Genomic DNA, 12,772 nt, shown 5'->3' on the forward strand with positions numbered 1-12,772 from the left:
GTACCGTCCACCTCCGAAGATCCGCGGACCACCTCAGACCACCTCGGAATCCCCCACAACGGGCCTGGCCTCCCCACCCCGGGCCCGCCGTGACCCGCACCGCCGTGGTCTCCCCCACGACCGCCGGTGCGGGCAACACGGCTGTCCGGAGCCCGGTGCGGGCGGGCGGGGCCGTCCGGAGCCGGGGGCGGGTGGGGGAGAATGGTCCCCATGAGTCTTTTCCGGGACGACGGCGTCGTGCTGCGGGCGCAGAAGCTCGGCGAGGCCGATCGGATCATCACCCTGCTGACCCGCCAGCACGGCAAGGTGCGGGCGGTCGCGCGCGGGGTGCGGAAGACCAAGTCCAAGTTCGGCGCCCGGCTGGAGCCGTTCTCGCACGTGGACGTGCAGTTCTTCAGCCGGGGGAGTGAGCTGTTCGGCCGCGGATTGCCGCTCTGCACCCAGGTGGAGACGATCGCCCCGTACGGCGGCTCGATCGTCACCGACTACGGCCGCTACACGGCCGGCACCGCGATGCTGGAGACGGCCGAGCGGTTCGCCGAGAACGAGGGCGAACCGGCCGTCCAGCAGTACCTGCTGCTGGTCGGCGGGCTGCGCACGCTGGCGGCCGGGGTGCACGAGTCGCACCTGGTGCTGGACGCCTTCCTGCTGCGCTCGCTCGCGGTGAACGGGTACGGCGCGAGCTTCACCGACTGCGCCAAATGCGGCCTGGAGGGGCCGAACCGTTTCTTCTCCCTCCCCGCGGGCGGGGTGCTCTGCGGCGACTGCCGAGTGCCCGGATGTGCCGTACCCTCCCCTGAGACACTGGTACTGCTCGGGGCGCTGCTGTCAGGGGACTGGCAGACGGCCGACGCCTGCGAGCCGCGGTACTGGCGGGAGGGCAGCGGCCTGGTCGCGGCCTATCTGCAGTGGCACCTGGAGCGGGGCATCCGCTCGATGAGATACGTGGAGAAGTGAGCACATGGCAGCGCGACGGCTCTTCGGCGGCGGCAAGCAGAGGACGTACGTCCCCCCGACCCCCCACCCCAGCGGCGCACAGCCCCCGAAGATCCCCGGCGAGCTGGTCCCCGACCACGTCGCCATCGTGATGGACGGCAACGGCCGTTGGGCCAAGGAGCGCGGACTGCCCCGCACCGAGGGCCACAAGGTCGGCGAGTCCGTGGTGCTGGACGTCCTCAAGGGCGCGATCGAGCTCGGGGTCAGGAACATCTCGCTGTACGCGTTCTCCACCGAGAACTGGAAGCGCTCGCCCGACGAGGTGAAGTTCCTGATGAACTTCAACCGGGACGTCATCCGCCGCCGCCGCGACGAGATGGACGCGATGGGCGTGCGGATCCGCTGGGCCGGCCGGATGCCCAAGCTGTGGAAGAGCGTCGTCCAGGAGCTCCAGGTCGCCGAGGAGCAGACCAAGGACAACGACGCCGTCACGCTCTACATGTGCGTCAACTACGGCGGCCGGGCCGAACTCGCCGACGCGGCGCAGGCGCTCGCCCTGGACGTCGCGGCCGGGAAGCTCGACCCGAAGAAGGTCAGCGAGAAGACCCTCGCCAAGTACATGTACCACCCGGACATGCCGGACGTGGACCTGTTCCTGCGCCCCAGCGGGGAGCAGCGCACCTCCAACTTCCTGCTCTGGCAGTCGGCTTACGCCGAGTTCGTGTTCCAGGACGTGCTCTGGCCGGACTTCGACCGCCGCGACCTGTGGCGCGCCTGCGAGCAGTACGCGATGCGCGACCGGCGCTTCGGCGGGGCGATCCCGAACGAGGTCGGCGCGCCGGTGCCGTCCCCGCGCTGACGGGTGCGTACGACGGAGGGGACCTACCGGGATCTGCCCGGTGGGTCCCCTTCGCCGTACGCGCGCGCGGACGAGCCTCAGACCTTCTTGGCGCACTCCGCGCAGGTCCCGAAGATCTCCAGGGTGTGCGCGATGTCGCTGAAGCCGTGCTCGGCGGCGACCGAGTTGGCCCAGCGCTCCACCGCGGGACCCTCCACCTCGACGGTCGCGCCGCAGTGCCGGCAGACCAGGTGGTGGTGGTGCCCGCTGCTGCAGCGGCGGTAGACCGCCTCGCCGTCGGCGGTGCGCAGCACGTCCACCTCGCCGGCGTCCGCGAGCGACTGGAGCGTGCGGTAGACCGTGGTCAGACCGACGGAGTCCCCGCGGTGCTTGAGCAGGTCGTGGAGCTCCTGCGCGCTGCGGAAGTCCGCGATCTCGTCCAGGGCCGCCGAGACGGCGGCTCGCTGCCGGGTCGAGCGGGCGCGCGGCGACGGGCCTGCGGTGGTCACCGTGGGTCCTCCTGGGGTCGTGGGCGTCTCGCACATCATTGTGCCAGCCCCGCCCGCCCCTCAGGTGTGGTCGTGCCGGACGGTTCGCCGGAGGCCTGTTCCGGCAGTTCGACGTCGCACACCTTCGGCCCGTGTTCGCCGGTGCCGCGGTGGCGCCGCCGGGCGAGCGGCGCGGCGAGCAGGCTGAACACCGCGAAGACCGCGATGGCGAGCAGCACGATGGCCGGGCCGGAGGGCACGTCCAGGTGGTAGGAGCCGGTGACGCCGGCCAGCGAGACGACCACGCCGAGCGCGATCGAGGCGGCCTGGGTGGCGGCGAAGGACCGGGTGAGCTGCTGGGCGGCGACCACCGGGACCACCATCAGCGCGCTGACCAGCAGCAGCCCGACGACGCGCATGGCGACCGTGACGGTGACCGCGGCCATCACCGCGAGCAGCAGGTTGAGGGTGCGCACCGGCACACCGGTGACCCGGGCGAAGTCCTCGTCCTGGCAGATCGCGAAGAGCTGGCGGCGCAGGCCCACGGTGACCGCGACGACCACCGCGCCGAGCACCGCGATGGTGGCCAGGTCGGCGGGGGCGACGGTGAGGATCGAGCCCCACAGGTAGCTCTCCAGCGAGCCGGCCCCGGCCTGGGCGGACATCGAGACCAGCAGCTTGCCGCAGGCCATGCCGCCGTAGAAGAGCATCGCGAGGGCGATGTCGCCGCGCTGGTTGCCGCGCGAGCGGACCAGCTCCATGGTGACGGCACCGAGCACGCAGACCAGCACGGCCATCCAGACCGGGCTGGTCTGGAAGATGAAGCCGAGGCCGACGCCGGTCATCGCGACGTGGCCCATGCCGTCGCCCATCAGCGCTTGGCGGCGCTGCACCAGGTAGATGCCGACGGCCGGGGCGGTGATCCCGACCAGGACGGCGGCGAGCAGGGCCCGCTGCATGAAGTCGTAGGAGAGCATCTCGGTCATGCCAGCAGCCTCGGCGGGGTCAGGTCGGCGTGCGGGTGGACGTGGTCGTGGCCGGGCAGCGCGTGCAGCCCGGTGTTGGGCACGGGCGGGCCGTCGTGGGCGACGCAGCCGTCCCGCAGCACCACGGCGCGGTCGATCAGCGGCTCCAGCGGCCCGAGTTCGTGCAGCACGAGGAGGACGGAGGCGCCGCGGCCGACCTCGGCGCGCAGGGTGTCCGCGAGCACCTGCTGGCTGGTGGCGTCCACGCCGGCCATCGGCTCGTCCATGATCAGCAGGTCGGGGGTGCCGACCAGGGCGCGGGCGATCAGCACCCGCTGCTGCTGGCCGCCGGACAGGTCGGCCACGCCGTCCCCGGCGCGCTCCAGCATGCCGACGGCGGCCAGCGCGCGGTCCACCGCCTCGCGGTCCCGGCGGCGGAAGGGCAGCAGCCGGTGCTGCGGCAGCCGTCCGGTGGAGACCACCTCGCGGACGGTGGCGGGGACGCCGGAGGCGGCGGTGGTGCGCTGCGGGACGTACCCGATCCGGTGCCAGGCGCGGAAGGAGCCGTACGGGGTGCCGAACAGCTCCAGGGTGCCCCGCTCCAGCGGGACGGAGCCGATCACGGCCTTGACGGTGGTCGACTTGCCGGAGCCGTTGGCGCCCAGCAGGGCGACGACCTCGCCGGGGCGGACGGTGAGGTCGACGCCGCGCAGCACCGGCCGGCCGCCGCGCGAGGCGACGGCGTCACGGAGGCGGACGGCCGGGGGTATCGGGTCGGTCATGGTGCTCGGTCCCGTCAGTTCGCGGGGGCGGGGGTGGTGGCGTCGGCCGTGGCGGGCGCGGTCGGGGCGGTGCCGGTGGTGCCGGCGGTGCCAGCAGCTCCGGCGGTTCCGGCCGGGGCGCCGAGGGCGGCCTGGAGGTTGGCCAGGTTCTGCTTCATGACGGTCAGGTAGTCGTCCTTGGCGGGGTCCTTGACGCCCTCCAGCGGGTCCAGGACGGCGGTCTTGAGGCCGAGGTCCTTGGCGACGGTGTCGGCGAGCTTGGGGCTGACCAGGGTCTCGAAGAAGACGGTGGTGACGCCGTTGTCCCTGGCGGCCTTCTGCACCGCGGCGAGGCGGGCCGGGGTGGGCTCGGACTCCGGGTCGACGCCGTTGATGGCGACCTGGGTGAGGCCGTAGTGCTCGGCGAGGTAGCCGAAGGCGGCGTGGCTGGTGACGAAGGTCCGGGTCCCGGCGTCCTTCAGCCCGTCCCGGAACTCCTGGTCGAGCGCGGTGAGCTTGCCGACCAGCTCGTCGGTGTTCTTCCGGTAGTCCTCGGCGTGCGCCGGGTCGGCCTTGGCGAACTCGTCGCCGACGCTCTTGGCGATCGCCGCGTAGCGGGTCGGGTCGAGCCAGATGTGCGGGTCGCCGGCCGCGTCCTCGTGCTTGTGGCCGTCGGCCCCGTGGGCCCCGTCGGCCGCGCCCCCGGCCTCGGTGTCCTCGTCGAGGTGGTGGTCGACCAGCGGGCTGGCGGCGGTGGCGTCGATCTTGTGCTTGCTGGACGACTGCGCGACGGCCTGGTCGACGGTGGGCTGGAGGCCCTTGAGGTAGATGATCGCGTCGGCCTTCTGGACCGTGCCGACCTGCTTGGCGGTGAGCTCCAGGTCGTGCGGCTCGACGCCGGCGGCCGTCAGGTCGGTGACCGCGACGTGCTCCTTGCCGATCTGCTGGGCCAGGAACTCCATCGGGTAGAAGGACGCGACGACCTTCAGCCGGCCGCCGCCGCTGTCGGCGCTGCTGCTGCCTCCGCAGGCGGTGAGGGCGAGGGAGGCGGCGAGCGCGGTGGTGCCGAGGGCTATGGAGCGGCGGGTGCGGCGGGAGAGTCCGAGTCGAGGCAGTCCGATCATCATGACAATCATTCTCATCTCACATGGAAATGATTGTCAAATCACTCGGACGGGTGAACGAGAGGTGACGGAGGGTGGGAGCGGCCGGACGATACCGATTTGAATCACGTACCCGTATGGCCGGTAACCTGAGGTATTCGGGTACGCGCAACCAGCCGTGCCCTGACCGTGCCGTACGTACTGAAGAGAGCACTGTGGCCGCCGACAAGATCGACACGATCGTCAGCCTGAGCAAGCGCCGTGGCTTCGTCTACCCCTGCAGCGAGATCTACGGCGGCACGCGTGCCGCCTGGGACTACGGGCCGCTGGGCGTCGAGCTCAAGGAGAACATCAAGCGCCAGTGGTGGCGCGCGATGGTGCAGGCCCGCGAGGACGTCGTCGGACTCGACTCGTCGGTGATCCTCGCCCGCGAGGTCTGGGAGGCCTCCGGCCACGTCGCCACCTTCAACGACCCGCTGACCGAGTGCCTCTCCTGCCACAAGCGCCACCGGGCCGACCACCTGGAGGAGAAGTACGAGGCCAAGCACGGCTTCCCGCCGCCGAACGGCCTCAAGGACGTCAACTGCCCCGACTGCGGCACCAAGGGCCAGTTCACCGAGCCCAAGGACTTCTCGGGCATGCTGAAGACCCACCTCGGCGTCACCGAGGAGGCGAGCGGCCTGGCGTTCCTGCGCCCCGAGACCGCCCAGGGCATCTTCACCAACTTCAAGGCCGTCCAGACCACTTCGCGCAAGAAGCCGCCGTTCGGCATCGCCCAGACCGGCAAGAGCTTCCGCAACGAGATCACCCCCGGCAACTTCATCTTCCGGACCCGCGAGTTCGAGCAGATGGAGATGGAGTTCTTCGTCAAGCCGGGCGAGGACGAGCAGTGGCACGAGTACTGGCTCCAGCAGCGCTGGGACTGGTACGTCGGCCTCGGCCTGCGCACCGAGAACATGCGCTTCTTCGAGCACCCGAAGGAGAAGCTCTCCCACTACGCCAAGCGCACGGTGGACATCGAGTACCGCTTCAACTTCGGCGGTAGCGAGTTCTCCGAGCTGGAGGGCGTCGCCAACCGCACCGACTACGACCTCCGGGTGCACAGCGAGGCCTCCGGCCAGGACCTGAAGTACTTCGACCAGGAGTCCGGCGAGCGGTACTTCCCGTACGTCATCGAGCCGGCGGCGGGCCTCAACCGCGCCATGCTGGCCTTCCTGATCGACGCCTACTTCGAGGACGAGGCGCCGAACGCCAAGGGCGTCATGGAGAAGCGCGTCGGCATGCGGCTCGACCCGCGTCTGGCCCCGGTCAAGGTCGCCGTCCTGCCGCTGTCGCGCAACGCCGACCTGTCCCCGAAGGCCCGCGGCCTCGCCGCCGACCTGCGCACCGCGTGGAACGTCGAGTTCGACGACGCCGGCGCCATCGGCAAGCGCTACCGCCGCCAGGACGAGATCGGCACGCCGTTCTGCGTCACGGTCGACTTCGACACCCTCGAGGACAACGCGGTGACCGTCCGCGACCGCGACACCATGTCGCAGGAGCGCGTGTCGCTGGACCAGGTCAAGGCGTACCTGGGCGCGCGGCTGATCGGCTGCTAGCAGCGGGTGGCCGAGCTTCGCTCGGGGAGCCCTCGTCCGCCCTGGTGGGGCGGGCGGGGGCTCCTTGCTGTTCCGGGGGCTTCGCGGGTCCCTTGGCGCGCCTCCTGCGCTTGCCCGCAGTCCTGCCCTCGGCCCTGTCCTCGGCCCCGCCCTCGGTCCTGTCCTCGGGCCGCCTGCCGGTGCTGCCGCTACCGGCGTCCCCAGCGGGAGCGCGGGGCCGCGGGCGGGCGGGTCGGCAGGCCGGCGGTGCGCAGGGCGGCGAGGGTGGTGCGGTGGCGGGCCTCGTCGGCGAGCAGCGCGGCCAGCAGCTGCGCGTACAGCTCGGAGTTGCCCGCGCCGTCCAGGGCGGTGGCCAGCCCGACCACCTCGGCGGGCGGGCGCAGGACGGCCAGTTCGCCCAGCAGGAGGGTGGCGAGTGCGGGCGGCAGTCCGGTCGCGAGGGCGGCGAGGTCGGCGGTGGAGCGGCCGGCGGCCTGGCGCAGCAGCGTCCGGACGTCGTCGGCGCGGCCGTGCTGCTGGAGGCAGGCGGCCAGGGAGGTCAGCTCGGGCATCGGCGCCGACCCCCACTCCCAGAGCAGGGTCGCGCTGTCGGCGGCCAGTCCGGCCTGGTCCAGCGCGGAGAGCAGGCCGGGCACGGAGGCGGCCGGGTAGCCCCAGAAGGCGTGGAACACCTCGGCCGCCTCCTCGGCCAGGCCCAGTTCGCGCAGCTCGGCGAGCACGGCGACGGAGTGGTCGGGCGCGGTCCGGGCGATGCTGCGGGCGAGGTGGAGCGAGCCGCCGGTCGGGCCGTACCGGGCCAGCATGCCGACCAGCAGCGCCGCGTCGGCGGAGGTGAGGCGGGCGGCGGCCGTGTCGATCACCTCGGTGGCCTCGGCGAGGGAGCCGGCCCGGTGGAGGGCGGTGATCCGCTCGGTGAGGGCGCCGAGGTCGGGGCGGACGGGCGGCGGCGGGGCCTGGTGCCGGGGTGGCTGGTGGTGCTGTCGCGGCGGTTGCGGGGCCTGCGGGGCCGGCTGTTGTTGCTGTTGCTGCTGGGGGTGCTGGTGCTGCTGCTGTGGCGGTGGTGGCTGGTGCTGGTGGCGGATCCGGCTCTCCAACGCCTCCAGCTGGTCGCTGAGTTGGAGGCAGCGGGCGCCCAGGCCCTCGCGCAGGGTCCGGGCCTGGGCGAGCTGGCGCAGCAGCTCCCCGTCCGGCCGCTGACGGCCCGGGGTGGCCCGGATCGCCTCGTTCAGGCGCCGTTCGCGTTGGCTCGCGTAGCGGCTCGCGCGGAGTAATTCGTCCAGCTCCGCGCGGAGTTCGGCGGCCTGCAGCTCGCCCTCCGGCTGCCCGCCCGCGGGTTGTTCCGTCGGCCGCATGCGCATGATCGCCCCAACCTGTCCATCCGGACCCTGACTGCGTGACATCTTGGCGACAGTATGTGGCTGGGGAGTTACGAGCGCACGACCAGTCGTGCCCGAGTGGTGTCAAGGAGCGCGCAGAGGGCGGTCGTTGCGAGAAGTGCGCCGGTCGCGCTCCGCAGGAGGGTCGCCTCGTAGTACGGGCCGGGCGCGAGGGTTGCGACGGCGTATCCGACCACCGCGCCCGCCAGGGCGGGCAGCAGGAGCCGCGGCGCGTCCCGGCGGGCCGCCGCGCCGATCATCAGGAGCCCTGCCAGGGCGGCGAGTTCGGGAGTGCCGAAGGACTCCGCGTAGCGGATCGACAGGGCGGGGACGAGGAACAGTGCGAGCGCCCGACCGATCGCCCCCGCGAGGGTGGCGGTGTACGGGCCGGGTTGCTGGTGCGGGCCTCGGGGCGGGACGGTGCGGGTGGCGACGAGCACCGCCAACGCGGCCGCGGCGGACGGGAGATGGTCGCCGATCCGGGCGAGGTTGTAGAGCAGCGCGGTGTCGTACAGCACCAGCATCAGCTGGCCGTACGCCCACAGGTCGAGGGCGAAGCGGAACAGGCCGCGGGCGGGTTCGGGTTCGGGTACGGGCTTGGCCTCGGCGCCGGGCTCGGCTCCGGCTCCGGGTTCGGCTCCGGTTTCGCGTCGGGCCAGCCAGGCGATCAGGGGAGGGGTGAGGCAGGCCGCGAGCGTACGCAGGACGAGGTCGTCCACGGTGTACGGGTTCCGCAGGTCCCACTCCACCGCGCAGAACGCCACCGTGTACGAGGCGGCGGCCAGCGGGACCAGCGGCGAGCGGGCCAGCCGGACGTACAGCGCGCGGTCCAGCCGTCGGACGACGGCGACGAACGCCAGCAGTACCAGCGGCAGTTCGAGGAACGCCTGGACCCGCAGGACGGACGGGGCGAGGAGTTCCGGGGCGGGGAAGCGGGCGGCGAGGGCGTCGAGGCGGGGCACGTCGAACCAGCCGGGCTGGAGGTAGCGGGTGATGAAGGAGACGTCGCCGTGGTGGACGCGGTTCACGTAGACCGCGACGAGCACCTGGTTGAGGTAGATCAGCGCGACGACGGCCGCCAGCACCGGCTCCGGCCCGTACGAGCGCCCGCGCAGCGCGGGCCCGGCCTCCCGCCGCAGCACCCTCGGCGCCAGGAACAGGGCGGCGGCGGCCGAGGCCACGACCGTCCCGTCCAGCAGTGGAGCGATCCCGCTCATGCGGTCAGTCGCGCCCGCGCCTCCATCAGGGCGAAGCCGAGCAGGTTCAACCCGCGCCACTCGGCGGGCTGTTGGGCCCGGATGTCGTCGGCGGCGAGCCCGATGCCCCAGATCCGGTCCACCGGGCTGGCCTCGACCAGCACCCGGTCACCCGTGCCCAGCAGGTAGCTGCGCAGCGCCTCGTCCTGCCCGAACTTCGCGACGTTGCCCGCCACCACCAGCTCGAACCGGCCGTCCACCCAGGCCTTCTCGTCGAAGTCCTTGACCAGCCGCCCCAGCTTCTTCGCCTCGGCGGGCGTGCGGGCCGCCAGCACCTGCCGCACGATCTCCTCGTCACCGAACATCCGGGCCTTGCCGGCCATCATCCAGTGCTCGGCGGAGGCGTACGCGACCCCGTCGACGGTGAACTCGCCGGGCCACCACTGGCTCAGGCACTCCTGCCGGGTCCCGCCGCCCTTGCGCTCGGTGTGCCCCCAGAACATCACCCACTTCGGCCGCACCCCGTCGGCCATCGCCACGGCCAACTCCTCGCGGCTGCGGACGGTGGACAGGTCCCCCACGTGCATCTCGCTCATATCGTCAGTCTGACATGAAGGGGTGGGTGCCGCGAACCGTTTCGCGGTGAATCACCCTCGGGGTGGTGACCCGGCGAGTCTTCCCCGGTCAGGCCTTGGCGGCCATGTCCAGGAAGCGCAGGCCGACCTCCGTCACCTCGTCCGCCGTCCATCCCAGGGCCGGTTCGCCGAGGCTGACTTCGGCCATGGCGAGGCCGGGGGCGGCGTCCTCCCAGTGGGAGACGAACCAGATGCCCTCCTCCTCCGCCAGTGCCAGGTGGGCGGCGTTGAGGGCCTCGGCCGGGTGGGGGAGCCAGAGTTGGTACTCGTGGGTGGGTGGCACCTCGGGGTAGAGGCGGGCGCCGGGGAGGGCGGCCAGAGCCGGGGTCAGGGCGGTGGCGGCGTGGTGGATGTGGGCGGGGATGCGGGGGAGGGCGGTGTCCAGGCCGTGGAGGGCGGCGAGGGCGGCCGGCCACTGCTGGGAGAGCTGGCCGCCGTAGCGGTGGCGCCAGGTGCGGGCGTAGGCGGTGAGGGCCTTGTCGCCGGCGAGGGCGGCGCCGCTGATGCCGCCGAGGTCCTTGTAGTAGGACACGTAGACGCTGTCGGCGAGGGCGGCGATCTCGTCGAGCCGCTTGTCGAAGTGGACCGTGGTGTTCCAGAGCCGGGCGCCGTCGAAGTGCACCCGGGCGCCGGTCTCGCGGGCCGCGGCGACGAGGGCGGTCAGCTCGTCCCAGGTGGGGAGGAGGTAGCCGGGGTCGCGCAGCGGGAGTTCGACGACCAGGGTGCCGAAGGGCTCGCCGACCGCGTGGAGTTCCCCGGGGGTCGGCTGGCGCTGTTCGGTGGTGGGCCAGAGGCCGCGCAGGCCGGTGAGCTGGGTGTAGGCGTGCCGCTCGTGCCGCTCGATGTGGCTGAGCGGGTGCAGCGCCACGGCCGGGTTGCCGGTGCGTTCGGCGTGGTGGCGGAGGGCGACCTGCTGGGCCATCGTCCCGGTGGGGAAGAAGACCGCGTCCTCTTTTCCGAGCAGTGCGGCGGTCCGTTCCTCCAGCTGCCGCACGGGCCCGTCGATGCCGTAGAAGTCGGGCAGGACGTCCAGATCGTCCAGGGCGGCGAGTTGGGCGAGGCGTTCGCGGATGCTGAGGACGCGGTCGGTGGAGAGGAAGCGCTCGCAGGTCATGCGGGCCGCGCGGCGCCGGCGGAACTCACTCTGGTCGTCGGTCATCCGGCGATTGTCAGCCCGGTGGCGCGGTCAGACCAACCGCTTTTCCCACCGCAGGGCGGGGTGTCCGGGTACCCACGCCGTCTGGGTGTCCGCCGTGACGCGGAGCCGGACGGCGGTGAGGTCGGGGCGCCCGGCCTCCTGCCAGGCGGCGAGGAGCCGCTCGATCTCGTCCCAGAGGGCGGGCCGGCCGCCCTGGTGGACCGTCCAGCCGTAGGTGTCGTCCTGGATCTGGGCGGAGGCGCCGGGGACGGAGAGGCAGTAGACCGACTCCAGGTCCTCGCCCGTGGTGACCCAGAACCACGCCTCGGGGAAGGCGAGTTGGACGAGGAAGGCGGGTGTCGGGTCGTTGAGGAGGGTGGGGGAGGTGTCGGTCGGACGCCCGGTGTCGTCGGCGCCGGACCAGCCGGGCAGGAACGGCGGGCGGGACGGGCGCGGGACGGCGGCCCGGCCGGTGATCCGGCCCTCGGCGGTGCCGTCGGGGAGCACGGTGAGCTCGACCCGGCCGGCGCCCTCCTGCCAGGTGCCGAGGACGGCAGAGACGGTGCCGCCGGGCCTGGTCTGCCGTACCCAGCCGTAGGGGATCAGGCGGACCGGGTCGGTGGCGCGGACCCCGTCGTACGGCGGGTGGGCGGCGGAGGTGGGGGAGCCGACCTCCAGGATGTTCCGCGGGCCGTCGGGGTTCATCGTCCTCCTCGGGGTGGGGCCGGAGCGGGTCGGGGCCGCGAGGCCGTCCGCCCACGCCGGGATCGACGCGGCGGACGGCCTCCGGCTCCGGTCAGGACGCGGCGGGCAGCAGCGCGGCGATGTCCCCCAGGAGCCGGGCCGCCGGCGCCGGGTCGACCAGCCACTTCAGGTGGCTGCCGGGGAGCGTGTGGACGTCGAAGGGGTTCTCCGGGGTCAGCGCGTCGCCCTCGCGGATCATGCGGTCCTGCATGGCGAGCGGAATGCCGGCGTCCTCGGCCAGCCGGACGTACGACCTGGGGATCCGCCCCCAGGTGTCGGGCCGGGCCCGGTCGTCGGGGGTGCCGGTGTCGAGGTTCTCGTCGGGCTGGAAGGTGTTGAGGAAGAGCATGAACTCGTCGTCCGTGCCGTCGGCGAGGAAGGACGCCTTGAAGGAGGCGAGGACGCCGGGGTCGGCGGTGCGGAAGTTGATGCGCAGCAGACCGAGTTCGGCCGGGTTCCCGACCAGCGCCGCCATCAGCCCCGCGGCGTCGGCCGTGGCCATCTCGGGCTCGGCGTAGTAGGCGTTGATGTCGAGGTCGACGAGGCACCAGGCGGAGACGTAGACGATGCGGTCGACCAGGTCGGGCCGCTGGTTGGCCGCGGCGGTGGCCGTCAGGCCGCCGCGGCTGTGGGAGACGAGGACGACGGGCCCGTTCCGCTTGGCCCGCTCCAGTATCCCGATGAGGTGCGCGACGTTGTCGGCGAGCGTGACGCCCTTGATGGCGCCGGGCGCGGTGGCGAGCCCTTCGAGGTCCTGCGGCGCCTGGTAGGCCCGGGGGTACGTCGCGGCGAAGCCGTGCCCCGGGAGGTCGACGGCGACGGAACGGTGTCCGAGGAGGCCGAGTTCGGCCTGGAGCGGCGCGAAGGAGAAGGAGTTCGCGAAAGCCCCGTGGACCAGGACGAAGGTGGGTTGCATCTGTCTACTGCTCACTTTCCGGTCCCCTGCGCCGCACTGGCCGGCCGCGGGGACTGCTTCGTGCGTGGCAGGCGCCGG

General features: G+C 72.7%; 13 protein-coding genes. 3 read left to right on the forward strand and 10 right to left on the reverse strand.

The window, feature by feature from the left end; translation table 11 throughout:
- The first annotated feature begins 210 nt into the window (after positions 1 to 210).
- Positions 211 to 957: a DNA repair protein RecO gene (gene recO / locus ACFU7Z_RS01890; RefSeq protein WP_049651095.1), complete on the forward strand. Its 747-nt coding sequence runs from the start codon at positions 211 to 213 to the stop codon at positions 955 to 957.
- A gap of 4 nt (positions 958 to 961) precedes the next feature.
- The gene (locus ACFU7Z_RS01895; RefSeq protein WP_049651096.1) at positions 962 to 1,795 is read left to right on the forward strand and encodes an isoprenyl transferase; all 834 of its coding nucleotides are present in this window, start codon (positions 962 to 964) and stop codon (positions 1,793 to 1,795) included.
- A gap of 77 nt (positions 1,796 to 1,872) precedes the next feature.
- Here the strand turns inward: ACFU7Z_RS01895 and ACFU7Z_RS01900 are convergent, their stop codons facing one another.
- From ACFU7Z_RS01900 to ACFU7Z_RS01915, 4 genes are read right to left on the reverse strand one after another with little or no spacing between them, the layout of a single operon-like run.
- On the reverse strand, positions 1,873 to 2,283 hold the full coding sequence (locus tag ACFU7Z_RS01900) for a Fur family transcriptional regulator (protein ID WP_049651097.1): 411 nt from the start codon (positions 2,281 to 2,283) through the stop codon (positions 1,873 to 1,875).
- 35 nt (positions 2,284 to 2,318) lie between these two features.
- Entirely contained in the window at positions 2,319 to 3,248 is a 930-nt protein-coding gene (locus tag ACFU7Z_RS01905; RefSeq protein WP_049651098.1) for a metal ABC transporter permease, read from the reverse strand.
- On the reverse strand, positions 3,245 to 4,009 hold the full coding sequence (locus ACFU7Z_RS01910) for a metal ABC transporter ATP-binding protein (RefSeq protein ID WP_380775301.1): 765 nt from the start codon (positions 4,007 to 4,009) through the stop codon (positions 3,245 to 3,247). Before ACFU7Z_RS01910 ends, ACFU7Z_RS01905 begins: the two co-directional genes overlap by 4 nt.
- A gap of 14 nt (positions 4,010 to 4,023) precedes the next feature.
- Positions 4,024 to 5,115 (reverse strand): metal ABC transporter substrate-binding protein, encoded by a 1,092-nt coding sequence (locus tag ACFU7Z_RS01915; RefSeq protein ID WP_380775303.1) that lies wholly within the window; start codon positions 5,113 to 5,115, stop codon positions 4,024 to 4,026.
- A gap of 191 nt (positions 5,116 to 5,306) precedes the next feature.
- Here ACFU7Z_RS01915 and ACFU7Z_RS01920 point away from each other — a divergent pair, with 191 nt between their 5' ends.
- Positions 5,307 to 6,689, forward strand: coding sequence for a glycine--tRNA ligase (locus ACFU7Z_RS01920; RefSeq protein ID WP_030233601.1), 1,383 nt, complete (start codon positions 5,307 to 5,309; stop codon positions 6,687 to 6,689).
- Between the two features lie 188 nt (positions 6,690 to 6,877).
- Here ACFU7Z_RS01920 and ACFU7Z_RS01925 read toward each other — a convergent pair whose 3' ends face one another.
- The 6 genes from ACFU7Z_RS01925 to ACFU7Z_RS01950 form a co-directional block, all read right to left on the reverse strand.
- A complete protein-coding gene (locus tag ACFU7Z_RS01925) occupies positions 6,878 to 8,047 on the reverse strand; it encodes a hypothetical protein (protein WP_380775304.1) in 1,170 nt (389 codons plus the stop codon).
- A 68-nt stretch (positions 8,048 to 8,115) separates the two neighbouring features.
- Positions 8,116 to 9,282, reverse strand: a complete 1,167-nt coding sequence (locus ACFU7Z_RS01930; RefSeq protein WP_380775306.1) for a hypothetical protein — start codon at positions 9,280 to 9,282, stop codon at positions 8,116 to 8,118.
- The gene (locus tag ACFU7Z_RS01935; RefSeq protein WP_117487717.1) at positions 9,279 to 9,857 is read right to left on the reverse strand and encodes an NADAR family protein; all 579 of its coding nucleotides are present in this window, start codon (positions 9,855 to 9,857) and stop codon (positions 9,279 to 9,281) included. The genes ACFU7Z_RS01930 and ACFU7Z_RS01935 overlap by 4 nt, the downstream gene beginning before the upstream one ends.
- Positions 9,858 to 9,945: 88 nt before the next feature.
- A complete protein-coding gene (locus tag ACFU7Z_RS01940) occupies positions 9,946 to 11,055 on the reverse strand; it encodes a threonine aldolase family protein (RefSeq protein ID WP_380775308.1) in 1,110 nt (369 codons plus the stop codon).
- Positions 11,056 to 11,082: 27 nt separating this feature from the next.
- Complete coding sequence (locus ACFU7Z_RS01945; protein WP_380775310.1) at positions 11,083 to 11,739, reverse strand: hypothetical protein; 657 nt, start codon at positions 11,737 to 11,739, stop codon at positions 11,083 to 11,085.
- 91 nt (positions 11,740 to 11,830) lie between these two features.
- Positions 11,831 to 12,694: an alpha/beta fold hydrolase gene (locus tag ACFU7Z_RS01950; RefSeq protein WP_380775313.1), complete on the reverse strand. Its 864-nt coding sequence runs from the start codon at positions 12,692 to 12,694 to the stop codon at positions 11,831 to 11,833.
- Positions 12,695 to 12,772 lie beyond the last annotated feature (78 nt).

It is taken from the genome of Kitasatospora sp. NPDC057518 (assembly GCF_042802075.1).
In the GTDB taxonomy this organism is placed as follows: Bacteria; Actinomycetota; Actinomycetes; order Streptomycetales; family Streptomycetaceae; genus Kitasatospora.

Bases quoted from the DNA above. Each gene is read 5' to 3' on its own strand.
- ACFU7Z_RS01930 (WP_380775306.1), bottom strand. From the start codon at position 9,282: ATGAGCGGGATCGCTCCACTGCTGGACGGGACGGTCGTGGCCTCGGCC.
- ACFU7Z_RS01915 (WP_380775303.1), bottom strand. From the start codon at position 5,115: ATGATGATCGGACTGCCTCGACTCGGACTCTCCCGCCGCACCCGCCGC.
- ACFU7Z_RS01895 (WP_049651096.1), top strand. From the start codon at position 962: ATGGCAGCGCGACGGCTCTTCGGCGGCGGCAAGCAGAGGACGTACGTC.
- ACFU7Z_RS01905 (WP_049651098.1), bottom strand. From the start codon at position 3,248: ATGACCGAGATGCTCTCCTACGACTTCATGCAGCGGGCCCTGCTCGCC.
- ACFU7Z_RS01910 (WP_380775301.1), bottom strand. From the start codon at position 4,009: ATGACCGACCCGATACCCCCGGCCGTCCGCCTCCGTGACGCCGTCGCC.
- recO (WP_049651095.1), top strand. From the start codon at position 211: ATGAGTCTTTTCCGGGACGACGGCGTCGTGCTGCGGGCGCAGAAGCTC.
- ACFU7Z_RS01935 (WP_117487717.1), bottom strand. From the start codon at position 9,857: ATGAGCGAGATGCACGTGGGGGACCTGTCCACCGTCCGCAGCCGCGAG.
- ACFU7Z_RS01945 (WP_380775310.1), bottom strand. From the start codon at position 11,739: ATGAACCCCGACGGCCCGCGGAACATCCTGGAGGTCGGCTCCCCCACC.
- ACFU7Z_RS01925 (WP_380775304.1), bottom strand. From the start codon at position 8,047: ATGCGCATGCGGCCGACGGAACAACCCGCGGGCGGGCAGCCGGAGGGC.
- ACFU7Z_RS01940 (WP_380775308.1), bottom strand. From the start codon at position 11,055: ATGACCGACGACCAGAGTGAGTTCCGCCGGCGCCGCGCGGCCCGCATG.
- ACFU7Z_RS01950 (WP_380775313.1), bottom strand. From the start codon at position 12,694: ATGCAACCCACCTTCGTCCTGGTCCACGGGGCTTTCGCGAACTCCTTC.